Source organism: Pontibacter populi (assembly GCF_040278685.1).
GTDB classification, from domain to species: Bacteria; Bacteroidota; Bacteroidia; order Cytophagales; family Hymenobacteraceae; genus Pontibacter; species Pontibacter populi.
The window spans coordinates 323,437-348,003 of the sequence record NZ_JBEOKT010000003.1 but is presented as its reverse complement, the minus strand read 5'-3'; the positions used below and the strand labels follow the sequence as shown (position 1 = coordinate 348,003).

The 24,567-nt window shown below is 44.7% G+C and carries 17 protein-coding genes and 1 pseudogene; 11 read left to right on the top strand and 7 right to left on the bottom strand.

Annotated features, from left to right (window positions below):
• From ABS362_RS04975 to ABS362_RS04960, 4 genes and pseudogenes are all read left to right on the top strand, one after another.
• A pseudogene (locus ABS362_RS04975) lies at positions 1 to 272 on the top strand (class I SAM-dependent methyltransferase); the annotation flags it as partial.
• Positions 273 to 307: 35 nt separating this feature from the next.
• Positions 308 to 748, top strand: a complete 441-nt coding sequence (locus ABS362_RS04970) for a hypothetical protein (protein WP_350411220.1) — start codon at positions 308 to 310, stop codon at positions 746 to 748.
• 328 nt (positions 749 to 1,076) lie between these two features.
• On the top strand, positions 1,077 to 1,205 hold the full coding sequence (locus ABS362_RS04965; RefSeq protein ID WP_350411219.1) for a hypothetical protein: 129 nt from the start codon (positions 1,077 to 1,079) through the stop codon (positions 1,203 to 1,205).
• A gap of 63 nt (positions 1,206 to 1,268) precedes the next feature.
• A complete protein-coding gene (locus tag ABS362_RS04960) occupies positions 1,269 to 2,225 on the top strand; it encodes a YihY/virulence factor BrkB family protein (RefSeq protein ID WP_350411218.1) in 957 nt (318 codons plus the stop codon).
• 30 nt (positions 2,226 to 2,255) lie between these two features.
• Here the strand turns inward: ABS362_RS04960 and ABS362_RS04955 are convergent, their stop codons facing one another.
• Together ABS362_RS04955 and ABS362_RS04950 are read right to left on the bottom strand one after the other, a co-directional pair.
• Positions 2,256 to 3,239 (bottom strand): pyruvate dehydrogenase complex E1 component subunit beta, encoded by a 984-nt coding sequence (locus tag ABS362_RS04955; RefSeq protein WP_350411217.1) that lies wholly within the window; start codon positions 3,237 to 3,239, stop codon positions 2,256 to 2,258.
• 84 nt (positions 3,240 to 3,323) lie between these two features.
• Positions 3,324 to 5,099, bottom strand: coding sequence for a tetratricopeptide repeat protein (locus ABS362_RS04950; protein WP_350411215.1), 1,776 nt, complete (start codon positions 5,097 to 5,099; stop codon positions 3,324 to 3,326).
• A 131-nt stretch (positions 5,100 to 5,230) separates the two neighbouring features.
• Between ABS362_RS04950 and ABS362_RS04945 the strand changes: the two genes are divergently transcribed.
• Entirely contained in the window at positions 5,231 to 5,449 is a 219-nt protein-coding gene (locus tag ABS362_RS04945; protein WP_350411214.1) for a PspC domain-containing protein, read from the top strand.
• On the opposite strand, the gene ABS362_RS04940 is transcribed toward ABS362_RS04945, so the two are convergent.
• Together ABS362_RS04940 and ABS362_RS04935 are read right to left on the bottom strand one after the other, a co-directional pair.
• Positions 5,450 to 6,472: a glycosyltransferase family 2 protein gene (locus tag ABS362_RS04940; protein WP_350411213.1), complete on the bottom strand. Its 1,023-nt coding sequence runs from the start codon at positions 6,470 to 6,472 to the stop codon at positions 5,450 to 5,452.
• Positions 6,462 to 6,797 carry a YbaB/EbfC family nucleoid-associated protein gene (locus tag ABS362_RS04935; RefSeq protein WP_350411212.1) on the bottom strand — a complete coding sequence of 112 codons (336 nt, stop codon included), beginning with the start codon at positions 6,795 to 6,797 and terminating at the stop codon, positions 6,462 to 6,464. The genes ABS362_RS04940 and ABS362_RS04935 overlap by 11 nt, the downstream gene beginning before the upstream one ends.
• A gap of 372 nt (positions 6,798 to 7,169) precedes the next feature.
• On the opposite strand from ABS362_RS04935, the gene ABS362_RS04930 reads away from it, so the two are divergent.
• Complete coding sequence (locus ABS362_RS04930) at positions 7,170 to 10,784, top strand: SBBP repeat-containing protein (RefSeq protein WP_350411211.1); 3,615 nt, start codon at positions 7,170 to 7,172, stop codon at positions 10,782 to 10,784.
• Between the two features lie 183 nt (positions 10,785 to 10,967).
• On the top strand, positions 10,968 to 14,618 hold the full coding sequence (locus tag ABS362_RS04925) for an outer membrane protein assembly factor BamB family protein (protein ID WP_350411210.1): 3,651 nt from the start codon (positions 10,968 to 10,970) through the stop codon (positions 14,616 to 14,618).
• 66 nt (positions 14,619 to 14,684) lie between these two features.
• On the opposite strand, the gene ABS362_RS04920 is transcribed toward ABS362_RS04925, so the two are convergent.
• From ABS362_RS04920 to hisS, 3 genes are all read right to left on the bottom strand, one after another.
• Positions 14,685 to 16,604, bottom strand: coding sequence for a T9SS type B sorting domain-containing protein (locus ABS362_RS04920; protein ID WP_350411209.1), 1,920 nt, complete (start codon positions 16,602 to 16,604; stop codon positions 14,685 to 14,687).
• 125 nt (positions 16,605 to 16,729) lie between these two features.
• Positions 16,730 to 18,220: a histidine ammonia-lyase gene (gene hutH, locus ABS362_RS04915; RefSeq protein ID WP_350411208.1), complete on the bottom strand. Its 1,491-nt coding sequence runs from the start codon at positions 18,218 to 18,220 to the stop codon at positions 16,730 to 16,732.
• Position 18,221: 1 nt separating this feature from the next.
• On the bottom strand, positions 18,222 to 19,625 hold the full coding sequence (gene hisS / locus ABS362_RS04910) for a histidine--tRNA ligase (protein WP_350411207.1): 1,404 nt from the start codon (positions 19,623 to 19,625) through the stop codon (positions 18,222 to 18,224).
• Positions 19,626 to 19,953: 328 nt separating this feature from the next.
• Here hisS and ABS362_RS04905 point away from each other — a divergent pair, with 328 nt between their 5' ends.
• The 4 genes from ABS362_RS04905 to ABS362_RS04890 all read left to right on the top strand — a co-directional run bounded on the left by ABS362_RS04905 (position 19,954) and on the right by ABS362_RS04890 (position 24,202).
• The gene (locus tag ABS362_RS04905; RefSeq protein ID WP_350411206.1) at positions 19,954 to 21,261 is read left to right on the top strand and encodes an AAA family ATPase; all 1,308 of its coding nucleotides are present in this window, start codon (positions 19,954 to 19,956) and stop codon (positions 21,259 to 21,261) included.
• A 1-nt stretch (position 21,262) separates the two neighbouring features.
• Entirely contained in the window at positions 21,263 to 22,507 is a 1,245-nt protein-coding gene (locus ABS362_RS04900) for a tetratricopeptide repeat protein (RefSeq protein WP_350411205.1), read from the top strand.
• A gap of 166 nt (positions 22,508 to 22,673) precedes the next feature.
• Entirely contained in the window at positions 22,674 to 23,093 is a 420-nt protein-coding gene (locus ABS362_RS04895; protein WP_350411204.1) for an SRPBCC family protein, read from the top strand.
• A 179-nt stretch (positions 23,094 to 23,272) separates the two neighbouring features.
• Entirely contained in the window at positions 23,273 to 24,202 is a 930-nt protein-coding gene (locus ABS362_RS04890; RefSeq protein ID WP_350411202.1) for an alpha/beta hydrolase, read from the top strand.
• The last annotated feature ends 365 nt before the right edge of the window (positions 24,203 to 24,567 follow it).

Here is a 24,567-nt window from a genome sequence, read left to right as displayed (position 1 = left end):
ACCCGGGTGGTCAGATTTTGCTGGAGTCGTCTGATATACTTTACATGTATGAGCAGGAAGATGGCTCGGTGTTGCTGGACCTGAACGCCGGTTACTATGGCGAAGTGGAGTATAACATGAAATATAAAGCCCACGAAAGCGGCAAATTTAAATGGCTTTTTATAGATGCCGGCCTGCTGGAGCAATATGCTGAAGAACACGGCTTTACAATGGAAGTGCTGTACGAAGGCGAAAACGGTAATTTCCTGGCTAAGCTGGTGTTGCAGGTGTAGGGTTTATAGTTTGATATTTTACTTTCAAAAATGACATGGACAAGGCAAATTCATTCGCTCTATCAGAAAGTATAGTTTCTGATGAAAAGTGGTACGATCTTTTAAATACTTATTTAGAGAAAGCGGATTTTGCTGAGTTTAATATCCTTTATGATTCTGCAAAGCTAAATCCTGAATTAGAGTTCCTTGAGCCTGACTTAGTTGAAGAGCTAGAAAGTAAGAATAAAACTTTTTCAAGTGGAATCAGTCGGAGATATAGACTGACTGACAGAGTAAATAAATTTATACTCTCAAAATCTTACAAAGACTGGTATAACTATCAGTTTGAAGATTTATCTCTAATAAAGAATGGAATTGAGATATTTGCAACTATAACCCACGAGAACTACATCTTTGCCCAAATGAGTGATGATGAGAGAGATAAGTTGAACGGGCAAGGATATGATTTTGGAGAGCTCCACAATATTAGTAATTGATTCATTTCCTGCCTTCGCTCGTGTCCCGCGAGTGTGAGATACATACGGCCTCTGGCCACCTTAAACTATATTTATCTATATACCGCAAGTTTAGCGCTAGCGCAACTTGTGGTTACTGATGGGGCCAGTTTGTAACTGGCGTAACTATAGTTCTGAAACCCGGCAGTTGCAAACTGCCGCCATGTTCCACCACCAGTTACCGCTGCGCTCAAACTGGCGGTATTTTTTGATAGTTGTGGCGAGACACGCTGTTCCGGATTTGTAATCTGGAACTCACCTAACCGTGGATTTGCAATCCGCTTTAATCCCTATAGCTAACGCCTTCGTAATGCGGATTACAAATCCGCAGGTACTATACTTTCGTATCACAAATCCGAAGGAGCAGGGAGAGCATTTGAGTGTTAGCGCAACTATAAAATCGACCCAAAGCCTGCCCAAAAGCATCAACAAACAATAATTTCCCGTACCTATAGCTGATTTCAACCAAACTAATGGGTGTTACAACTATAGCTACAAGCACATGAATAAACGTGTTGCCTCCACTTGGGAGATCACAAAGCAGACCTTTAAAGAGTTCGTAGACGATAATCCGCTGGATTATGCGGCTATTATTGGCTTCTATACAATCTTTTCGTTGCCGGCGGTGCTTATCATTACCATTCGTATTGCGGGGGCAGCTTTTGGGCAGGACGCCGTAAAAGGCGAGGTTGTAAACCAGTTGGGTGGTATCGTAGGCCGCCGCAGTGCCGAGCAATTTCAGAGCATCATCGAGAATGCCAGCATTTCAGACGCCACCACCATCGGGACTATAGTTGGCGTGGCCACCATGATCTTTTCGGCTACCACGGTTTTTGTTGCCCTTCAGGACTCCCTGAATGCGATGTGGGAAGTAAAGGCAAAAATAGAAAAAGGCTGGGTGAAATTATTGATCGGCCGGGTGCTTTCGCTGGCAATGGTGATAAGTATGGGCTTTCTGTTGCTGGTGTCGCTTTCTATAGATGTAGCGCTTGGCATCGTGTATGATTTTTTAAGGCAGCAGTTTTCGGGGGTAGCAATTTACTTTATCACAATCGGTAATATCCTTGTTTCACTTATCATTAGTACCATCATATTTGCTGCCATTTACCGTGTACTGCCCGATGCCAAAATCCGCTGGAAAAATGTGTGGGTTGGCGCTGCGGTAACCTCTGTTCTTTTCGTGCTGGGCAAATATGTGCTCAATATTTACTTCCAGCACGACCCGCTGGCTGATACCTATGGCGCTGCCGGTTCGCTGGTGCTTATACTGGTGTGGGTATTTTATACGTCGGTCATCTTCCTGTTTGGGGCGGAGTTTACGCAGGTGTATTCCAAAGCGCATGATATGAAAATAGAGCCTGAGGATATAGCCGTGAAAGTTAAAAAAAAAGAAGTAGAATTTGATACCGATACCGGCAAAGTGGAAGTGAAGGAAAAAGAAAAAGGCGACTCGTTGTAAGTCGCCTTTCTTATCAGGGTTTAAAGCTGATTATGCTTTTTTGTACATTACTTGTTTTACGGCTTCAATTGTACGTGCTACGTTCGGCAAAGATGCCTCGATAAGCGTAGGAGCATACGGAAGCGGAACATCGCGGCAGGTAACGCGCTTAACAGGGGCATCCATGTAATCAAAGGCGTTGCTCTGGATATGGTAAGCCAGCTCCGAAGAGATAGAGGCCAGCGGCCAGGCTTCTTCCACTACCACCATGCGGTTCGTCTTTTTAACAGACTCGATCAGGGTTTTATAGTCGATAGGGCGAACTGTGCGCAGGTCAATTACCTCAGCGTTTACACCGTCCTTGGCCAGTTCTTCAGCAGCAGCAAGTGCCACTTTCATCATCTTACCAAAAGAAACTATAGTTACGTCAGTACCTTCACGCTTAATGTCAGCCACACCGATCGGGATCAGGTATTCTTTTTCAGGCACTTCGCCTTTGTCGCCATACATCTGTTCCGACTCCATAAAAATTACAGGGTCGTTATCGCGGATAGCAGACTTCATCAGGCCTTTTGCATCGTAAGGGTTAGATGGTACAACTACCTTTAAACCAGGCGTGTTGGCATACCAGTTCTCAAAATTCTGCGAGTGCTGCGACGACAACATACCAGCGCTACCAGTAGGTCCACGGAAAACCATCGGGCAGGAGTACTGGCCACCTGACATCGACATCATTTTAGCGGCAGAGTTGATTATCTGGTCAATAGCAACCAGAGAAAAGTTGAATGTCATGAACTCCACAATAGGACGTAAGCCGTTCATGGATGCACCCACACCGATACCGGCAAAACCAAGCTCAGCGATCGGGGTATCTATTACACGCTCCGGACCAAACTCGTCCAGCATGCCTTGGCTAACTTTGTAAGCACCGTTATATTCTGCAACTTCTTCACCCATCAGAAACACGCTCTCATCGCGGCGCATTTCCTCCGACATGGCTTCGCGCAGGGCTTCTCTAAACTGTATACTTCGCATATCAGATGTTATATTCTCGATTCAGTGGGTAAAATTAAGATAAGTCTTCCAATTTACAAGGCAAGCTCCGGCATTTATAGTTGCTTATGGCCTGAAAGCATCTTTATAGGCTTGCTCTGCACGGTAGGCATCAAATTCCATATCCTCAATCGCCTTCAAGGTATAGCTGTTATCCGTTCTGATGGCCTGTCGCAAGTGGCTGGTCAGCATTTGCTCGTTTTTGGTACGAGCCGCAATAATGGCTAAACTATAGTTGGCCAGGGCATCGTTTGGTTGCAGTTCCAGCGCTTTGTTATAAAATTCCTGGGCACCTTCGTAATTCTCTTTCAGCATGTAGCTTAAACCCAGGTTCATCTGTGTCTGGTAGCCATTACCGGAATATTTCAGGCTCTCAATGGCATCGTCAAACTGGCCTATCTCAATTTCCAAAGCAGCTTTGTCAGCAAAAATTCGTTTCAGCTCTTCGGGGTTGCCACCCAGTTTTATCGCATAATCATAGTATTGTAATGCCTCTAATTTATCGCCGCGCACATGGTAAGCGCTTGCAAGGCTATAGTATACCGGCGCCGTCGGGTTCCGGAAACCGGCATACGTCAGGTTATGGATAGCTTTTGCCAGTAAGGCCTGTTTGGCTTTGGTGCGGTACTCTTTGCGAGCCATCTCTACGTATACTTTGCCCAGGTTATGATAAGCAGGCCATTTGTTGGTGGTTTTTACAGCTGCTTCATAGATCTGCTTTTTCTCGGCCAGAAGTGGTGTAAGTGTAGCGGCGTGCTGTAGTTCCTGTTCGGTCAGGGCATCGGCAGGGGCTTTTTCTTCGGCTATCTTTTTGGCCAGCAGGTATAGCTCGTAATCCGTTTTTTTGTCGCGGCTATAGTCTATGGTTACTTCGGCAAAGCGCAGGGCAGGGTAAACGTATAGTTGCAGGTATTCGTTTGCACCGGTTTTCTGCAGGGCAGCGTCTTTTTCTTTATCTGATAAGTTGCTGGTAGCTATAGTTGTAACCTCCTGGATAACGGCCTTAGGCAGCGCAGATGCTTTTATTTTGGTTACCAGTTGCTCCCAGGTGCTTTTTAAAGGCAGTGTTTTTATAGTTACTTTCTTCTTGCTATAGTTTAGTGCTTCCAGTTTAGAGCGGTAATAGGTTTCCATAGCTGCCAGGCGTTTCTGAGCCATTTCCTTTGTCTCGTCCGGCGACTGCGATGCAGTTATAGTTACGGCCTGGGTAGCAACATTATCCATTATGTACTGGTCCAGCACAGCCAGGTTAGAACCCAGGTGGCTGCGCAGCTTAGCATTATCTTCTTCAAAATAAAAGGTCAGCAGCGCTGGTTTGTCGGCTTCGTTGGCGTAACTATCTGGTACAAACAGAATCTCGTTGTTGCGCACGATCAGCAGGGGAGTGGTGATCAGGCCGGTCGCGATCTGTTTTGGTTCGCTGTATTTTACGTCATCGGTTTCTTTCTCTATAGCCATGCCCTGCACAAACAGCTTGCCTTTGTTCTTTTTAGGTGCATAAGGGAAAGAGAATTGTTTGGTAATAGTTGGCCAGCCGTTCTCGTACAAAAACTCGCCAAACTCGAAGTTTATCGCCCCGATCTGCTCGCGTTGCTGTTCGCCGTATTCGTAGTAAATATCCATTTTATAGCGGAAGCCGTCTTTTATAATGTTTGGTGGCATGGCAACTTTCAGCTCAAATTCTACCTGTTGGCCATTGGCAACAAGCGGTGTTGGCTGCACAATTATCTCCTGTTTTTTTGCCAGGCGTACCATTTTCTGCAGGGTGCAGCTGCTGGTAACAAGAGCTACCAGGGCGATGTAAAAGAACAGGGTTACAGACTTTTTTTTGTAACAGGGCATAGCTGGTTATTAAATTTGCTCGTAGAAGTACATCAGAACCTGTTTTTACCGTTTAGCAATAACAAATTGCGACGGCTGATTTTGATGAAAAAAGTTAATACCTTATTTTTATAGATTAATTGGAAATGCTAATGAAACGAATCCAGTACTTTATCGAATCTCAGGCCTTTGGCGTGTGCACGATGCTGGGCGAAAAACTCGGCATAGCCAGTAGTAGCATTCGCCTGTCATTTATTTATTTGTCGTTCCTTACCATGGGCTCGCCGGTACTTATTTACCTGATGCTAGCCTTCTGGATGAACGTGCAAAAAAGCCTGCGTCGTGAGCGAAGCACCGTTTGGGATCTATAGTTATAGTTCCGACACAGTTCGCTTCTGCCTGACAAAATACTCCCACACAATGCTGCCTTTGTAAACGCCTGCCATACGGGCAAAATTGCCCTTTGGTTGCTGCGTTCTTCTGCGTTTACGCCAGTAGCTGCTGTTGCGTAAAACATCGGCATGGGCATCCAGCACGGCGCGTGCATCGGCTGTTTGGCCGGCCATTACCATCCTGAAGGCAGCCAGCCAGTCTAGTATAATGCGCAACACTATAGTTGGTATCAGCTCCGATCCCGGCAGGTTTTTATAAAGCAATGCCAGCCCATTTCTGAAGTTCAGGTACGTTTTGCGTGGGTTTGATTTATGCAGCGTGCCACCACCCACATGATATACCTGGCTATGGCCATTGTACATGATTTTGTATCCTGCATTTTTAGCGCGCCAGCAAAGGTCTATCTCCTCCATGTGCGCAAAAAAAGCAGGTTCCAGTCCGCCAAGCTCGTGGTATAGATTAGAGCGTACAAACATACAGGCTCCGGTTGCCCAGAAAATCTCCTGCACATCGTTGTATTGTCCCCGGTCTTCTTCCACGGTCTCAAACAAACGGCCACGGCAAAACGGGTAACCCAGGGTGTCTATCATTCCGCCGGCGGCTCCGGCATGTTCTAAAAAGTCCGGGTGCTGATGTGCATTTATCTTTGGCTGGCAGGCGGCTATAGTTTGGTCAGCATCCAGCATCGCAACTATAGGCTCTACCCATCCCGGCGTAACTTCCACATCCGAGTTAAGCAACACATAATATTCAGCCTCCACTTGTTGCAGCGCGAGGTTATAGCCTTCACAAAAACCGTGGTTCTGGGTAAGCCTGATTATTCTAACCTCCGGAAAGCTCTGCTCTAGGTAAACTATAGAATCGTCAGAAGAAGCATTATCAGCAACTATAACTTCGCAGCCCGGGCTGTTTGCCAACACCGATGGTAAAAACTGCTGCAGGTAGTGCTGGCCGTTCCAGTTGAGGATAACGATAGCCGTGCGGCTGGTACTATAAACCAAAACTGCCTAGATCTAAGCCTAGTATGTTAGGTAAAAGTCCGGAAGTATGCTTTTTCATTTCTTCCTGGGCACGCTCGGTAGCTGTCAGCATGGCGTTGTTCACGGCGGCTACTACCAGGTCGTTCACCATTTCACGGTCGTTAACATTCAGCAGCGATTCGTCTATCTCGATCTTTAAAAGCTTACGCTGGCCATTTACCGTTGCTTTTACTAATCCAGCACCGGCTTCGGCAGATACAGTTATATGTTGTAAGTTTTCCTGTGCTTCTTTCAGTTTGGCCTGGACTTCTTTCATTTTGCCCATCATGCCCATCATATCAAACATAGTCGTGTCGTTTTAAGGTAAAAATTCGGAGCCGCTCTGTACAACAATTCCGATTCCCAAATATACAAGCATATTCTCAGAAAGCAGAAAGAGTAGCAGGATTACTTGGCTAACTATAAAATTAGCCGGAAACTATAGTTAGCGTAAACTATATCTCCGCTCGCACTTATTTTAAGTAACTCTACCAGATTAAATATTCTGTCTGCCTATTATTAAAGATATTATTAGATTAAACATATTTATTATAGTATAAATATGTGAGTCGCTGCATGCATACCAGGCAAGGCTTCCGCTATGCACGGATACCTTGTTCACTCCTTTTCTTCACCCTCTACGCATCTAAGTTTTATTCTGAGACCTAATTACTTACCTATGAAAACTATTTTACTTAGTCTGAAAAGCAGTTTATGGCTGCGCTACACTGTCTTTGTTCTCATATTAATATCTATCATTTATCCAACTCAGGTGTCTGCCCAGGATATAAAAGAAGAGTGGATGCAAAGGTACGGTGGGGACGTGCCAAGCCAGGAAAGTACGGTAAAGCTGGTTAATGATAGTGAAGGCAACACATATGTAGCAGGCAATGCATTCAGTACCAGTTTAGGGCATCATATCGTAACTGTTAAATATTCCAGCTCAGGAGAAGAGCTATGGACCCGCCATTATAGTACATTAGAGACCCATCATGTTAGTGATATAACTGTGGACAGTACGGGGGATGTGTATTTAGTTGGTTCTATGTTCTCTCCAAGTGCTCTTCGAAGTATTCTATTAGTTATTAAATACAGTTCATTGGACGGAGAATTATTATGGACTATTCGTAGGTCTGAAGGTCGTCATACAATAGGTCGCCAGATCGAGTTGGATGATAAAGGTGATGGGTACGTTACTTCATACTCACAAAGTTTTGTACCTCCACGCCAGGTGACAATTTTAACCAAGTTTGATGCTGCAACTGGCGAAACTATATGGAGTGAAGGTTCATATGATCGGGATATTCCTGAAGATGAATACGATTTCAGATCTTTTGTACTTGATAGCTTAGGTGATGTTTACATAACAGGTACTAAGAGTAGTGCAGAACTCATCACGCATAAAATAAGTGGTTCTGATGGTGAAATACTCTGGACCCAAAGTAATATTGGTGGGCATCTTGATGCAGCTATAGCTCTAGATAATCATGGGGGAGTTTATGTTAATGGGTATACCAGAACTTCTTCTGATGGCATATCACAGGAGTTTCTGGTCAAATACCAGGCTTATAGTGGTGCACAACTATGGTATCAGAATCTAACAGTTGATGGTGAAGCTATATCGGGTATTAAGAACCTGCAAGCAGATGCATTTGGTGGAGTATACCTATCGGGAACTATAGATGGGAAAGCTCATATAGTACGTATAAATGCAGCAGATGGTACTACAGACTGGTCCACCCCTTTTAATCGTGAATTGGCTGCATTGGCTTTAGACGGTAAAGGTAACCTGTTTGCATCCGGATCGGGTACTGACACTGGTTACATCATCAGGAAATATTTGGTATCAAGTGGTCAGCAAGTGTGGACAGTACCTGATAATGATTCGGTAAAAGATTCTGTAACTGCATTCATTGTAAGTACAACCGGTACAGTACAGGTGGCAGGTATCAGTACATTGCCAGATAATACTACACATATATTCGTTGCAAGTCACAATGCTGCTAATAGAGAATTGATTTGGAAAACTGTATATTTAGGAATAACTCCAGCTTCAGATATAGCTCATGGTGTTGTAACAGACAAGGATGGGAATGTATACGTAACAGGAGTGGGAGGACCACCATCCCCTTATACTCAAGATGCTAAGACGGAAATTATTACCATAAAATATTCCCCAGCAGGCGAAGAACTATGGACCAGGTGCTATACTCTTGGAAACAGGTGGGGTGAATTATCAGAGAGTAAAATAGTATTGGATAATGCTAATGGCGTGTATGTCAACTTTGGCAATACTTTTTTGACTATCAAGTATGACGCACTTACCGGTGAACAGCTATGGGTTGATGGCTATTTTGAAGATGGTGCCAGTTTAGGAAGTAAAGACATCACAGTTGATGATGCCGGAGGGGTATACGTTACCGGATGGCGACGTAACGGTATTCACGAAGCAGTAACATTAAAATACGATGCAAATACGGGCAAAAGGATATGGAAAGCAAGCTATAGTTTAAGTGAAGAGTTTAATCAAGGAACTGCAATAGCTGTGCGTAACGGGCAGGTATTTGTAGCAGGATTTAGTTATGTGTTAGGGCCAGGAAGAGAAAGTAATAATGATATTTTCCTGTTAAAGTATAATACAGCAGACGGCAGCCAAATCTGGGATACTACTTATGATAGCGGATTTAACGATGTTCCTACAGATATGTTACTGGATTCAGGAAACGGACTCTTCATTGTTGGATACAGTCCAGGTGCTTCTTTATTGAAGTTTAATGCTGATTCAGGAAAAAGAATATGGACAATCAAGAACGAAGATCAGTCGACGATTGCAGCTATCGACAATGCTGGTGGCATATACACTGCGGGAAGAAACGGAGGGGAAGTATTAGTAAGGAAATATAATACCTTAACGGCAGAACCCCTATGGACCCAGAATTATGCTACGACATCAAGTGCCATTGCACATTCTATTGCGACTGACAGTGTAGGTGGAGTTTATGTAGCAGGATTAACAGACGGAAGTTTAACGACTGTAAAATATAGAGCATCTGATGGAGACAAGGTCTGGGAAGTAAAGAAAGAAAGACTTGTTGACATAAATAGCTTGTCAATACCTGTAGACCTAACATTGGATAACAATCTCAATGTGCTTGTTATTGGCTCCACCTTTAATCCTTTTTTGAGTACAGTTGACTTCTCCGGTTACGACATCCTGACAATCAAATACAGCCAACAGGGAGGAAATCTGTCATGCTTTGACCCATTACAAGTGCAGCTAAGTATGCCACCACAGGCAGTGCGGGTAGGCGAGCAGGTACTTACCACCGCCGACTTTAGAGACTACGTACCAGGAGAAGCGCATAACATCCGCTGGGCGTGGGGCGATCAGAGTCAGCCAACGATAGCTTACTTCTCGGCAGGAGATTCGCACATTACCGGCGAGCATACTTATACCCAGGCCGGCATTTACCGCGCAGGGCTGGACTTTAGCCAAAGCTGCCTGGTGCCAGAGAGCTACGACTTTGAAGAATGGCTGGTCATCTACGACCCTGCAGCAGGCTCAGTGACGGGGGGCGGGCAGCTGCTTTCTCTGCAAACCCAGCTACCGTGGATGAGCCAGCAACTTAACGCCCAGTTCAGTTTTAATGTGCGGTATAACCAAAACAAAGACACCGCTTCACAAGGCCAGACACAGCTTAATCTTCGGGAGCAGGGCGTATTCAGAAGCAACGCGATAGAATGGCTGGTGGTGCGCGGAGACCAGGCGCTGTGGCAAGGCACCGGCACCCTGAACGGTGAAGGTAACTATGGCTTTACCGCTTCTGTGTGGGATGGCCGCGGAACCGGAGATGATGATGCAGGAGATGAAATACGCATCCGCATCTGGGATAAGAATGCCGGCAATGCCATTGTGTATGATAACTTCGAGACAGCCGGCGATATCTATGATATGACCAATCCAACTTCGCGCATTGTCCGTGGCCAGATCATCATTCACCCATTTGCGACAGCCAGCAAAATAGTCAGCCAGCAGGCAACGTTTTACAATTACCCGAACACCTTCAAAGACAAGACCACCATAACCTTTACAGCAAAAAAAGCTGGAAACTATACTTTGGAAGTGTATGACATGCGCGGCAAACTGGTGAAGCAGTTCTGGAAAGGACAGGCTGAAGAAGGGCAGAACTATAGTGTGGAACTGGATGGGACCTCACTGCCAAAAGGAATTTATGTAGCCCGGCTGGTGAGCAGCACCGGTTCGCAAAGCATTAAAATGCTGCTGGAAAGGTAAATTTTACTGGTATGAAAAGTAACTACTGATCTGGAATCAATAACCCGCTCAGTAGTTACGCTACCAGCTTACATTATACCCGATATTGCTTTGAACTTACCCTCCACCGTATTGCTCTGGCCCTGGAGCATATCTGATCAGACTTGAACATACAGTCTAAGCACACTTATCTACCAGAATATTATGAAAACTATTTTACTTATTCGGAAGCGGAGCTCACAACTGCGCCACATTTTATTAAGTCTTTTACTACTAACTTTTATTTATCCCGCCAGTGTTTTTGCCCAGGATGTAAAGGAAGAGTGGGCGAGGCGGTATAAGGGTGAAGTTCTGGACGCTAATACTACTGTACACTTAGCGGTAGACAAAGATGGCAATAGCTATGTCACAGGTAATAGCAGTACTAGCGGAGGCAGATATACCCATATAGTTACTGCTAAATACTCTCCGGAAGGTGAAGAACTTTGGGCAGTACGATACTTCAGTGGTTTTACAGCAGAAGTAAATGACATTGCTGTGGATGCTAATGGAGACGTGTATATTGTTGGCTCAGATGATCATTATCTTCTTTCAAGAGGAGATGATATGGTTATAAAATACGATGGTAAAAACGGTGCTCAACTTTGGCGTACTTTAAATCTAATAAGAGGGAATAGCCGCGGTAGCAAAATATTGGTAGATAATATGGGAGGTGTATTTGTTGTCGGACATACTTCCATTTCTATTATTCGTTATTCCTTAATTAAATTAAATACTTCTGATGGCAGTGTGGTCTGGTCTAATTATTTAACAAGAACAGGCAGTGCCGAAAACCCTTCAAATAACTTGTTGAAATTTTTCGATTTTGAGCTGGATGAAGCGGGGGATGTATACGTGACCGGTATGTTCAGGGAATCAGCACTGGCAACTATACAGGAAATTGTAACGCTCAAGTACCATGGGGGAAATGGTGAAACTATCTGGGTTCAAAATTATGATGGAACTAAATTCCGTGACGTTACTGGGTTAGCTGTTGATGATTCTGGAGGGGTCTTCATCTCCGGATCAACTATGGGGTCAGCAGAAGGCTTTTTAATAAAATATCAGGCTTCTGATGGAGAACAACTCTGGAATAGACCTATTCCTAAAAATGATTTTCTTATACTAGCCAATAATAATATAGCAATAGATAACGAGGGAGGAGTGTACAGTGGAGGTGCAATTGATGGCGTTAATTATGTTATCAGATATAGTGCTGAGACTGGGGCTACAGAATGGCAAACAGCTTTTGAAGGAACCATAAGAAAGCTGGTTACAGCTAAGGCAGGTGTAGTTTATGCTGCAGGTAGTAGTTCAAGTGCTGAATACCTTATAAGTAAATATGAGGCCGTAACAGGGAAACTATTATGGCAGCATTTGAGTGAAAACGACAGTAACTACTATACGGATGAAATAACAGATATTAGGATCAGTAGCTCAGGAATACATATAGTTGGACTAGGTGCAACAGCTGATGACAGATTAAAGATGTTTGTGGCGAAACATCAGCCTTCTAATGGAGCACAACTATGGAAAAACAGGATACAGGGTTTACAAACGAGGGATGAACCTACAGGTTTTAAAACAGATCAGGAGGGAAACATTTATGTAGCAGGCAGAAGCGTAACACCAGAAGTAAAGGGTGTCACTTCAAACACTTTTGTATCTATTATAAAATACTCTTCCACAGGAGAAGAATTGTGGTCATTAAACAGCAATACAATAATTTCAAGTTCACCCACAGAAGATAACAACTTTGTTGTAGATAATGCCGGTGGAGTTTTTTTAGTTGGAACCACATTCGATAGCAGTACAGGTAGGATTGCTTTTTTGATCGAAAAATATAGTGCTGCTGATGGAAGCAAACTCTGGGAAAATACTTACAGTGAAGAGGGATACTCAGCAATGGATGCAGCTATAGCAGCAGATAATGCAGGTGGAGTTTATATAACTGGAACAAAAGGCTTAAATGGGTCCCAATTTATAACAACTATAAAATATAATGCAGCTACAGGTGCTCAGGAGTGGATTGCTGAAAATGAAAAAGGGATTGCTGCTGATATAGTTGAAACTAATGCCATAGTTTATGTTGCTGGCACCACCTTTAAGATGCCTTCTGGTCCAGGTCAGCCTGATCAGGACTTTCTGATACTAAAATATAACGCATCGGATGGATCTTTGGATTGGAAAAGCTCCTATAATAGTGGAAACATTGATATTAGCCGAAAGATAGCGGTTGATGAAGAAAATGATGTTTATGTGTTAGGACCAAGTGGAGGGTCTTATGGTACTGTAAAATTTGATGCTCAAACCGGTAAGCAGATTTGGGTTGCTCAGGATGTAGAACCTATAGACGAAGTCGCTATAGCTACAGATGATAATGGTGGTATTTATCTAACAGGTAGTAGTGGAGGTAACTTTGTTACTGCCAAATATAGTGCATCAGATGGTAAGCAATTATGGCAAAGCGAGTATGATGTTGAGTATCGTTCTATTGGTAGAGATATTACGGTTGATAATTTAGGAGGGGTTTATGCAGTAGGAGCTGTCGTACAGACTGGCGCAGGAGCAGAAAGTTTTGTAACAAGAAAGTATGATGCTACTGACGGAAATGCTGTCTGGACTATAGTTAAGCCAGTTGGACCAAATGACCTGGCAAATGTAATAACACTTGACAAGGACCGGAATGTGATTATTTCAGGCTCTGTCCGCAATCAGAATCCAGCAGATTCCGATTTTCTTACCATCAAATACAACCAGAAGAGCGAACTACCATGTTTCGATCCGTTACAAGTACAGCTGAGCCTGCCGCCACATGCCGTGCGCGTAGGAGAGCAGGTACGCACCACTGCCGACTTTGGCGACTATGTGCCGGGAGAAGCGCATAACATCCGCTGGGAGTGGGGCGATCAGGGTGTGCCAACTATAGCTTATTTCTCAGCAGGGGATTCCCACATTACTGGCGAGCATACTTACATCCAGGCGGGCATTTACCGGGTAGGGCTGGACTTCAGCGAAAGCTGCCTGTTGGCTGAAAACGATGACTACAAAGAATGGCTGGTGATCTACGACCCAAATGCCAGTTCCGTGACCGGTGGCGGGCAGCTTCTTTCCCTGCAAACAGCTTTCCCATGGATGAATCAGCAACTTAATGCCCAGTTCAGTTTTAATGTAAAGTATAACCAAAACCGGAATACTACTCCGCAAGGCCAGACACAACTTAACTTACGCGATCAGGGCGTATTCAGAAGCAATACTATAGACTGGCTGGTAGTGAGAGGTAACCAGGCGCTGTGGCAGGGCACCGGCACCTTGAACGGACAGGGCAACTATGGCTTTGTAGCTTCGGTATGGGATGGCCGCGGAACCGGCGCAGACGATGCCGCCGATGAACTGCGCATCCGCATCTGGGATAAGAATGCCGGCAATGCCATCGTGTATGACAACTTCGAAACGGCCGGCGATATCTATGACATGACCAACCCGACCTCACGCATTGTCCGTGGTCAGATCATTATTCACCCTCTTGCTACAGCCAGCAAAATTGCCAGTAAACAAGAAACGCTTTACAACTACCCAAACACGTTCAGAGACAAGACCACCGTTACCTTTACAGCAGACAAATCAGATACGTACAGGCTGGAAGTATATGACATGCGCGGCAAACTGGTGAAACAACTATGGCAAGGAGAAACTGAAGAAGGCCAAAGCTATAGTGTGGAACTAGATGGAACAGCATGGCCGAAAGGCATTTACGTAGCCCGGCTGGTGAGCAGCACCGGCTCGCAAACCATTAAAATGCTGCTGGAAAAGTAGAAATGTAACGATAACTGATGAACTACAGAAAAGAAAAGGGAGCCGTTTAAGCTCCCTTTTTTATTGTTACCTGATAAGCGTTACAGTTCCGGTTCGCCGTTTGGTAGTGCCATCCTGCAGTTTCAGAATTACTTCATAAGCATAAACTCCGGTCGGTTGTGGTTTGCCATTGTAAGTGCCATCCCAGCCTGTAGTACGGTCTTCGGAACTATAAACTACCTGCCCCGAACCACTGATCACGCGAATAGAGAACCCATCAAATCGTTTGCCTTTTACCTCAAACAGGTCATTTAGTCCATCGCCATTGGGGGTGAAACCACTGGGTACATAAAGAGCATATTCCAGTTTTATAGTTTCGTTGTTGGAGTAGGTAATGGCATTGCTGTTTGAAGTCGCTTTTATGCGATACCGGAAAACCTGCTCCTGTTCGTCGGCAAGTTGCACGGTGTGGGTGTTGCCTCTTACAGTTACAGTTCTCAGCACATTGCCACTTTCATCCAGGGTTTCCAAACTATAGCCGGCAGCACCATCCGGGAAACTGGTATAGTTTGTCCAGGTAAGATTGGCAGTTTCATCGGGGTTTTGCTTTACCGTAAAAATAATAGGGCAACTCGGGCTGCTCACGGGCGCGGTAATATTGCAGGGGTTGGTGAAGCTGGCGCGGTAACAAACGGCGGTGGCCGTTCCGGGTTTGTCGCTGAGCATTTGTTGCGGTGAAGTGGTAAGGTCAGTAAAATCCCCACCGTTTACACTTCGCTGGTACTTAGCCGATTTTATAGTTTCGCCTTCGGGCAACTGAAACGTTAATTCAACTTCATTTTGCAGGTTAAAAGTCGAGAACAGGTTTCCGGCTGGCGGTACTATAGTTGATGTTACGGAAAGGCAACTCTGTGCCGAAGCAGAAGTTGTTTTACCGTCTGTGGAGATCGCTTTCACCTCGTAGCAAACCTGTTGTCCGCAGCGCACATCTGTATCCGTGTATGTTACTATAGTTCCGGGCAAAGTTTGCAATAGTGTGCCGTTACGGTATAGTTCGTATTGCTTGTTCTGGCCTGTTTTACTCTCCCAGCTTATAGTTACCTGCTCGTTACCGCCAGAGGTAGTAAGCGGTATATTATAAACTTTGGAAGAGGCTGGTAAAACAGAACCACAGGCATCTGTAGCTTCCAGAATATACTCGGTAGGAGCAGCTGTATTTGTGTTGTTTAAGGTGAAATTAGTTTGAGTAAGGGCGATAGCAGCTACAGTTTTATAGTTGGTTTCCTGTTCGGTTTTACTTTTAAGCGTGTAGTTATAGCCTTGTAACAGGTTGCTGAACGTAAAGTCTATTCTACCGGCAGTCGCATTCTGGGTCTGTACTTTCAGTAGCGTTATGACTAGCGAACTATAGGCCGGAAGATCGTTGATCGTTTGCCTGGCAACCGGCGAGGTGCAGGTGCCTCCGGCGTAACCTCCTGTAACAGATATCTCATGCGGGCCATTTTTAGTGTATGTATGAACGATAGGTGGGATGCCTGTTGCAGTATTATACACCACTTTACTCTGATTATCGCCGAACCTGACGATATAAAAGTCGTAGCTGCTGTCGGTTATCTGGATGGTAAAAGTGCGGTTGGCGCAGGCTGTGGTTGTGAACGAGGGCAGCGGGGTGTCCACTACCTCAAAAGTACGCTCAAAAGATTCGCTTACACCTTCTAAATTACCAAACTGGGTAACAGTAACCGGGCCTGGAAACGTAAATTTGTAAGACTTCTGCTTGGCTTCCTCAGTACTGAAATCGAGCCCGTTTCGGCTATCGTAATCGTAATATTCCTTATCGGCATCTACACCACCGCAATCTTTAAAATACACCGTCTGGCCAACACAAAAACTGGTGATCTCGATGATATAGTTCGGATCGGCATACGCCTTAAAGCACCTTTGCTGGGCATTGGCAACAAAGCCAATGAGCAGTAAAACCAGAAACAGGAACAGACGCTTTTTCAAGACACGTATAGTTTTAACAGTTGGTGTACGAATTTACCTAAAATGATCTAACTATAAAGTATAAAACTAAAACGGCTACACTTTTTGCAAAGTATAGCCGCTCTATGAAGTATAAATTATGGTTACTATGATCTATAGTTGCGTAGGAAATCAATGCCCTTCATGATGTCGTCGTGCAGCACGCGGTCAGTAGATACAAATGGCACAGCTTCACGGAACGAACTATAGAGTTGCTCTAAAACAGGAGATGTCTTCAGCGGTCTTCGGAAATCGATGGCCTGTGCGGCATGCATCAGTTCTATAGCTAACACGCGCTCCACGTTCTGCACAACCTGGTATAGCTTGGTAGCGGCATTGGCACCCATACTTACATGGTCTTCCTGGCCGTTCGACGATGGAATGGTATCGATAGAAGCTGGTGTACAAAATTGCTTGTTCTGGCTAACGATAGAAGCGGCTGTGTACTGCGTGATCATAAAACCTGAGTTCAGACCAGGCTCGGCCACTAAAAAGTCAGGTAAGCCACGCGTTCCTGAGATCAGCAGGTAACTGCGGCGCTCCGAAATGCTACCCAGTTCTGCCATGGCAATCGCCATAAAATCTAAGGCCAGCGCCAGTGGCTGACCATGGAAGTTACCGCCTGAAATGATCTCGTCTTCGTCAGGGAAGATGTTCGGGTTATCGGTTACGGAATTTATCTCGGTCAGGAAAACTTCTTCGGCGTAGCGCAGCGCGTCTTTGCTGGCACCATGTACCTGTGGTATGCAGCGGAACGAGTACGGATCCTGCACATGTACTTTGTCCTGAACTATAAGCTCGCTTCCATCCAGTAAATTTCTGAAAGTTTCAGCAGTCTGCAGCTGCCCTTTGTGCGGACGAACCTTGTGTATCAGTTCATTAAAAGGCTCGATTCTACCATCAAATCCATCTAAAGACAAAGCTCCAATTAAGTCAGCTTGTGCAGAAAGTCGGCGGGCCTGCAGCAGGTTGTAAACACCGTAAGCGCTCATAAACTGCGTGCCGTTCAGCAGGGCAAGTCCTTCTTTGGCTTTCAGGGCAATCGGTTCCCAGCTAAACATTTCCAGTACGTGGCGGCTTTCGAGCTTGTAACCCTGGTAATGTACTTCGCCTAAGCCAATTAGCGGCAGACAAAGGTGCGCCAACGGAGCAAGGTCGCCGCTGGCACCAAGTGAGCCTTGCTGGTAAACTATAGGATAAATGTCGCGGTTATAAAAATCAATAAGTCTTTTTACCGTCTGCACTTGCACACCACTATGCCCGTACGCCAGCGACTGTACTTTTAACAGCAACATCAGCTTCACCACTTCCTGCGGAACTTCCTGGCCGGTGCCGCACGCATGCGACATCATCAGGTTACGCTGCAGCTGCTCCAGGTCACTGTTCGAGATCTTGTTCTTGTAAAGCGAGCCAAAGCCGGTATTGATACCGTAAATGCTGCGCTCGTTCTGCTTCATCTTATCCTGCAGGTAGTCGTAGCACTTTTGGATGCGCTGCTCGGCATCTGCAGATAAAGCCAGGCTATAGTTACCGGAAATGATCTCCTGTATGCGCTCCAGGCTCAGGTGCTCGCCGGAGATGTGGTGTACGTCGCTCATGTTATGCTATTTCTTTCAGCTGGGCAATGATGTCGTCGATGTATAGTTCGTCCTGTTCGCCGGTCTGCATGTCGCGGAGTTTTAGCTTGCCGCTTGCCATTTCTTCGGAGCCAACCAGCAGCACGAACGGTATATTTTTCTGATCGGCATAGCCCATCTGTTTTTTCAGTTTGGCCGTTTCCGGGTATAGCTCCGACGAGATGCCGGCATCGCGTAGTTTCTGCAGCAACGGTAATGCGTATAGTTCGGATTCCTTATCAAACTGAACTATAAGCACCTTGGTACTTAGCTGTGCGCTTACCGGGAACAGGTCCAATTCTTCCAGCACATCGTAAATGCGGTCTACGCCAAACGAGAAGCCCACACCCGATACGCCAGGCAATCCGAACATGCCTGTCAGGTTATCGTAACGGCCGCCGCCACTGATGCTGCCCATGCTCACGTTGTTCACTTTCACTTCAAAAATGCAACCGGTGTAGTAGGAGAGGCCACGGGCCAAGGTTACATCCAGTTGCAGGCGCGGATTACCGGATGGATTTGTAGAAGATAAAGCGTTGCTGCCCAGGTTATCGAGGTACGTCCAAACGTCGTTCAGATCTTTCAGGCCGCGCTGGCCTTCTTCGGTTTCGCCCAGTATAGTTTGCAGTTGCTGCAGCAGTTCCTGGTTATTGCCTTCCAACGTATAAAGTGGCTCCAGTTTGCCAACCGCATCTTCCGAAATGCCACGCTCCAGCAGCTCTTTGCGCACGCCTTCCTTGCCGATTTTATCCAGCTTATCTATAGCCACGCAAATATCGCCTTCACGGCCTTTCTCGCCAATGGCTTCGGCAATGCCAGCCAGCACGCCACGGTGGTTTATCTTTATCGTGAAATCCGTCAGGCCCAACGTTGTGAGCACTTCGTCGATCATCTGCACAATCTCAGCTTCGCAAAGCAGGGAGTTGGTGCCTACTACGTCGGCATCGCATTGGTAAAACTCACGGTAGCGGCCTTTCTGCGGACGGTCGGCACGCCACACCGGCTGTATCTGGTAACGCTTGAAGGGGAAGGTGATCTCGTTGCGATTCATCACTACGAATCGGGCAAAAGGCACGGTCAGGTCGTATCGCAGAGCTTTTTCGGAAATCTTACGGATAAGGTGTTTAGAGCCCTGCTCGATATCGGCGGGAGTGGTTTTGCCAAGATAATCGCCGGAGTTCAGGATCTTGAAGATCAGCTGGTCGCCTTCGTCGCCGTACTTGCCGGTAAGCACCGACAGCTGTTCCATGGCCGGAGTTTCGAGGGGCAGGTAGCCGAACTTCTGGAAGGTGCTACGGATAATGCTGAAAATATAGTTACGCTTTACGACCACAGCCGGGCCAAAATCGCGGGTTCCTTTGGGTATACTTGGTTTCTCTTTGCTCATGCTAAAAACTTTGCCGGCGAAGTTACTAAGTTATGCCCATAAAAGACACGGGATATTATAGAAATGCGGTATATAGTTTGTCAGAAATAGCAAGGAGTTTATAAAATTCAGTTACGCTAATTATTAATATCAAAGAGCACAACAGGAACAACAGGCAAAGTATATCGGTATTTGCTTCTGATAATTTCGATAAAATATAGTTTGATGCCATTTAAGGATAGTGAAATAATAAAGCTTTGTTTATCTTGTCGTAGCATATGATAAGGCTATCCATTACTTCTGAAATTACTAACATCACGCAATAAGCCTTATTATCAGCATTGATAATATGAATTCAAACACCATTGACAGTCTGAGAGAGGCTTTAAAGCATTCTCCTGACAACGTACCCTTGCGACTACTCCTGGCTGAAAACTTGCTGGCTCTGAACGAACTACAGGAAGCAGAAGATGAATTTACAACCCTTTTAAGGTACACCAACGAACTAAAAGCCAGGATAGGCCTGGCCAAGGTATTTTTCCGAAAAGGTAATTTTTCGGCTTGTAATGTTATTTTAGAAGAAATAGTAGAGCAGGGAACACAGGATGTAGAGATATTAACACTGCACGCTAAAGCCCTGTTAAACGAAAATGCCGTGAGCCGGGCTGTTGAGGTTTACCAAATGGCATTAGAAATAAACCCGGGTTTGAGCGATGAAGAGCTGGATAGCCAGTTAAGAATCACGAGCATCTACGAAGAAGAGAAAAGCAGCGAGGCGTTGGATGGTCGTTTCCTGCAGAAGCCTGATGTTACTTTTGCTGATGTAGGCGGAATGGAAGCAGTAAAGAAAGAGATTGAGCTAAAAATCATTAAACCACTACTGCACGCCGACCTGTACAAAGCCTATGGTAAAAAAGTTGGGGGAGGCATTTTGCTGTATGGCCCACCCGGGTGCGGTAAGACATTTATTGCCAAAGCTACTGCCGGCGAGGTAAATGCAAAGTTCATCAATGTAAGCCTGAACGACATTTTAGATATGTGGATCGGTGGCAGCGAACGGAACCTCCACGAGATTTTTGAACTGGCCAGACACAATACTCCTTGTGTGCTCTTTATAGATGAAATAGATGCCCTGGGTGCCAGCCGAAGTGATATGAAGCAATCCAGTGGACGCCACCTGATCAACCAGTTTTTACAGGAACTGGACGGCATTGATAATAATAATGATGGGGTGTTGATTTTAGGAGCCACTAATACGCCCTGGAATCTGGATCCGGCTTTCCGGAGGCCAGGCAGGTTCGATAGAATAGTTTTTGTGCACCCGCCTGATGATGCCAGCCGTGAAGCTATACTTCGGCTTAAGCTAAGCAACAAACCCATAGGTAATATTGATTACGCTCAAGTAGCTAAGAGAATTGAAAACTTCTCCGGAGCAGATATTGATGCTATTATAGATATCGCTATTGAGCTGAAACTGGAATCGTCTTTTGCTGATGGCATTCCTAAGCCAATAGAGACAAAAGACCTACTGGAAGCGGTGAAAAGGCATAAGCCCAGCACACAGGAATGGTTTACTACAGCTAAAAACTACGCCATGTTTGCCAACGCATCCGGGCTGTACGACGATATTTTGACTTATCTGAAAATTAAAAAATAATATGGTAGAGGATTACAGGCTATCTAAGGTTGACATTCTGTTCGAACAGAAGAAGTATGCAGAAGCCGAGCGTTTATTAAGAGATCTGTTAGCCGAAGATGTAAACAACATACATTACCTGTCGTTACTCGCTGAGGCGAATTTGCAGCAGGATAAAGTGGCTATTGCAGAAGAAATTATAGACAATGCCATTGGGCTTTCGCCTGGTACACCGCATCTATACTATATAAAATCCAGAATTTCCGGCTTTGAAGAAAAGTACGACGAAGCTGAAGACAGTATTGAGCAGGCAATCACATTAGACCCTTATGACGCAGATTATTTTGCCTGGCTGGCAAAAGTAAAGCTCGTCAGAAAAGAATATGTAGCTGCACTGGAGTATGCTGACAAAGCGCTTGAGATAGATGCCGAGAATTTACTTGGTTTGAATACCCGCAGCACTGCGTTGCTCAAACTAAACAAAAAAGAGGAGTCTTTTGCCACCATTGAGGGAGCTTTAAGAGAAGACCCGAACAACTCCTATACACACGCAAACTATGGCTGGGGACTATTGGAAAAAAGTGATCATAAAAAAGCGTTAGTGCATTTTAAAGAATCGCTACAGCATAACCCTAACTATGAATATGCCCAGGCTGGATTGCTGGAAGCGTTAAAAGCCGGCAACCCAGTGTACCGTTGGTTTTTGAAGTACTCTTTTTTCATGAGCAACCTTACTTCAAAATATCAGTGGGGAGTGATCATTGGTTTTTATGTAGGCCAGCGCATTTTACGGTCAGTTGCTAACAACAATGAAACCTTACAACCTTACCTGACGCCTTTGGTTGTACTGCTCGCTCTCATAGCCTTCTCGACCTGGGTGATGACACCAATAAGTAACTTGTTTCTGCGCTTTAATAAATACGGGCAGCTGCTTTTAGATAAAACTGAAAAGAAGAGCTCTAATTTTGTTGCTATTAGTTTTGTACTGTTCCTGGTAGGAGTTATTTCATACTTTGCTACTACCGACGACAGATTTCTGGCAGTTGCTGCTTTCGGGTTTGCTATGATGGTGCCTTTCAGCATAATGTTTACACCTACAAAGTATAAATATTCTTTGCTAACCTATTCAGGTGTATTAGCTATAGTTGGTTTGGGGGCTATAGTCTTTACTTTTTCGACAGGCATCCTTTTCAATCTGTTATCGGTCATCTTTATTTTCGGATTTATTTCCTTCCAGTGGGTAGGTAATTATTTAACTATTAAATAATGCGACTGTAGAAACAGGATATATCCTTTGAATATCATCCCATGCAACCAAGATTAATTTCCATTGAAGAAAATAGCAATATTTAACATATTGTAACACTAAACGCTACTTTCTACCTTGCCGTAGCTTATATGACCCTATTAGGGATACAAACTGGAATACAACCATGGAAAAAAATAAGATCACTGTACAATCAACTATAAACGCTGATATCCAGAAAGTCTGGACCTACTGGACTTCACCTGAACATATAGTAAACTGGAATTTTGCATCCGATGACTGGCACTGCCCATTTGCTAAAAACGATGTTAGGACCGGTGGTAAGTTTAGCTCAACTATGGCTTCGAAGGATGGGAAAATGAGCTTCGATTTCGGTGGTGAATATGATGAAGTTGTAGACCAGAAGAAACTGGCTTTTACTATGGCAGACGGCAGGCAGGTTATAGTATCGTTTGAAGACATGGGTAACAACACAACAAAAGTGACTGAAGCTTTTGATGCAGAAAACACGCACTCAGATGAAATGCAACGTGCTGGCTGGCAAGCTATAGTTAATAATTTTAAAAAGTACGTGGAGGCTGCCTAGAGCAATCAGGTTATATCTCGGCGGCAAACAGAACTATAAAAGTATAAATAAGCGAAAGCGCTTCTCTAACGAAGAGGAGCGCTTTTGTTATGAATTATAAATTGTAATTGTAAGCTTTTACGTTAAATAACTATACCTGAACTCGGAGGCCCACTCCTTATTAACCAGTACCGATGATAATGCCTAAAAACATACTTGCTTTTATAGTTGCGATACTTCTGACATCTACCTGTTTTGCACAGTTACCAAAAGTAGCTGGCGGCACCATTAAGCGCTATGAGCAATTCCCTTCTAAGCACATAAAACCCAGGACAGTAGATGTATGGCTGCCTGAGAACTACGATTCAACCCAACGGTATGCGGTACTATATATGCACGACGGACAAATGCTTTTCGACAGCACCAAAACCTGGAATGGACTGGAATGGAAAGTAGACGAAACGCTTTCGGCATTACAGGCTAAAGGACAGATCAGAAAAACGATTGTAGTAGCCACCTGGAACATACCAAAGTATAGGTTTGCTGAATACTTCCCTGAAAAAGCGCTGAATAACTTACCTGAAAAACTGCGCGAAGATCTGGTGAATAACGAACTGATGGATAAACCACAGGCCGACAATTACCTGCTCTTCCTGACCCAAGAACTGAAGCCCTTTATTGACAGCACTTTTGCGACCTACACCGACAGGGAAAATACGTTTATAGCTGGCTCCAGCATGGGCGGACTGATCTCTTTATATGCAATCTGCGAATACCCTGAAGTTTTTGGCGGTGCTGCCTGCCTATCCACGCACTGGCCGGGCAGCCTGCGCATACAAAATGCTACCATACCCAAAGCTATTGTAACTTACCTGGAGCAGAAACTGCCATCCCCTGAAACCCACAAAATATACTTTGATTACGGAACCGCCACCCTGGATGCTTTTTATAAACCGTACCAAACTATGGTAAATAAACTAATGAAGGACAAAGGCTACACAAGGAAAAACTGGGTAACCAAAGAGTTTACAGGAGAAGGGCACTCAGAAGCGGCTTGGGCACGTCGCTTACACCAGCCATTACAGTTTTTGTTAAGTACGAAGGAACCAGTAAACCACATCGGAAAGTAAAACAAAAGGAGCTTTAAAGTATAAACTCTTTGCTGGCGCGGGTTTGCATCCCGTGCCTTACTATGCTATCTTATTTGTATTCATACTGGTCAGCATTTCCAGGTGAGACCCATGTTTACCCATTTGCTGTGTGTTTTCACTAGTAAACATTATAGTCAGCTATTTGGATTGTTTGTGAAAACACCAACAATGGCTCAGCAACACCTTAACTTTAACTTCGCCATAGTTTGGGCTAATCCACTGTAACCAAATTCATAATCGAATTCTAACGCAGGCTATTTTATAATACAGATAACTATAAAACCTCAACTATAACAACATTTATAATTATGTAACGCTATAATAACAGCCCATCTTTTAATGAT

What these genes read in the sequence shown, in the direction of transcription:
- ABS362_RS04905 (WP_350411206.1), top strand. Translation starts at nt 19,954, where the DNA reads ATGAATTCAAACACCATTGACAGTCTGAGAGAGGCTTTAAAGCATTCT.
- ABS362_RS04935 (WP_350411212.1), bottom strand. Translation starts at nt 6,797, where the DNA reads ATGTTTGATATGATGGGCATGATGGGCAAAATGAAAGAAGTCCAGGCC.
- ABS362_RS04955 (WP_350411217.1), bottom strand. Translation starts at nt 3,239, where the DNA reads ATGCGAAGTATACAGTTTAGAGAAGCCCTGCGCGAAGCCATGTCGGAG.
- hutH (WP_350411208.1), bottom strand. Translation starts at nt 18,220, where the DNA reads ATGAGCGACGTACACCACATCTCCGGCGAGCACCTGAGCCTGGAGCGC.
- ABS362_RS04965 (WP_350411219.1), top strand. Translation starts at nt 1,077, where the DNA reads ATGCGGATTACAAATCCGCAGGTACTATACTTTCGTATCACAAATCCG.
- ABS362_RS04930 (WP_350411211.1), top strand. Translation starts at nt 7,170, where the DNA reads ATGAAAACTATTTTACTTAGTCTGAAAAGCAGTTTATGGCTGCGCTAC.
- ABS362_RS04900 (WP_350411205.1), top strand. Translation starts at nt 21,263, where the DNA reads ATGGTAGAGGATTACAGGCTATCTAAGGTTGACATTCTGTTCGAACAG.
- hisS (WP_350411207.1), bottom strand. Translation starts at nt 19,625, where the DNA reads ATGAGCAAAGAGAAACCAAGTATACCCAAAGGAACCCGCGATTTTGGC.
- ABS362_RS04970 (WP_350411220.1), top strand. Translation starts at nt 308, where the DNA reads ATGGACAAGGCAAATTCATTCGCTCTATCAGAAAGTATAGTTTCTGAT.
- ABS362_RS04950 (WP_350411215.1), bottom strand. Translation starts at nt 5,099, where the DNA reads ATGCCCTGTTACAAAAAAAAGTCTGTAACCCTGTTCTTTTACATCGCC.
- ABS362_RS04960 (WP_350411218.1), top strand. Translation starts at nt 1,269, where the DNA reads ATGAATAAACGTGTTGCCTCCACTTGGGAGATCACAAAGCAGACCTTT.
- ABS362_RS04890 (WP_350411202.1), top strand. Translation starts at nt 23,273, where the DNA reads ATGCCTAAAAACATACTTGCTTTTATAGTTGCGATACTTCTGACATCT.
- ABS362_RS04895 (WP_350411204.1), top strand. Translation starts at nt 22,674, where the DNA reads ATGGAAAAAAATAAGATCACTGTACAATCAACTATAAACGCTGATATC.
- ABS362_RS04945 (WP_350411214.1), top strand. Translation starts at nt 5,231, where the DNA reads ATGAAACGAATCCAGTACTTTATCGAATCTCAGGCCTTTGGCGTGTGC.
- ABS362_RS04925 (WP_350411210.1), top strand. Translation starts at nt 10,968, where the DNA reads ATGAAAACTATTTTACTTATTCGGAAGCGGAGCTCACAACTGCGCCAC.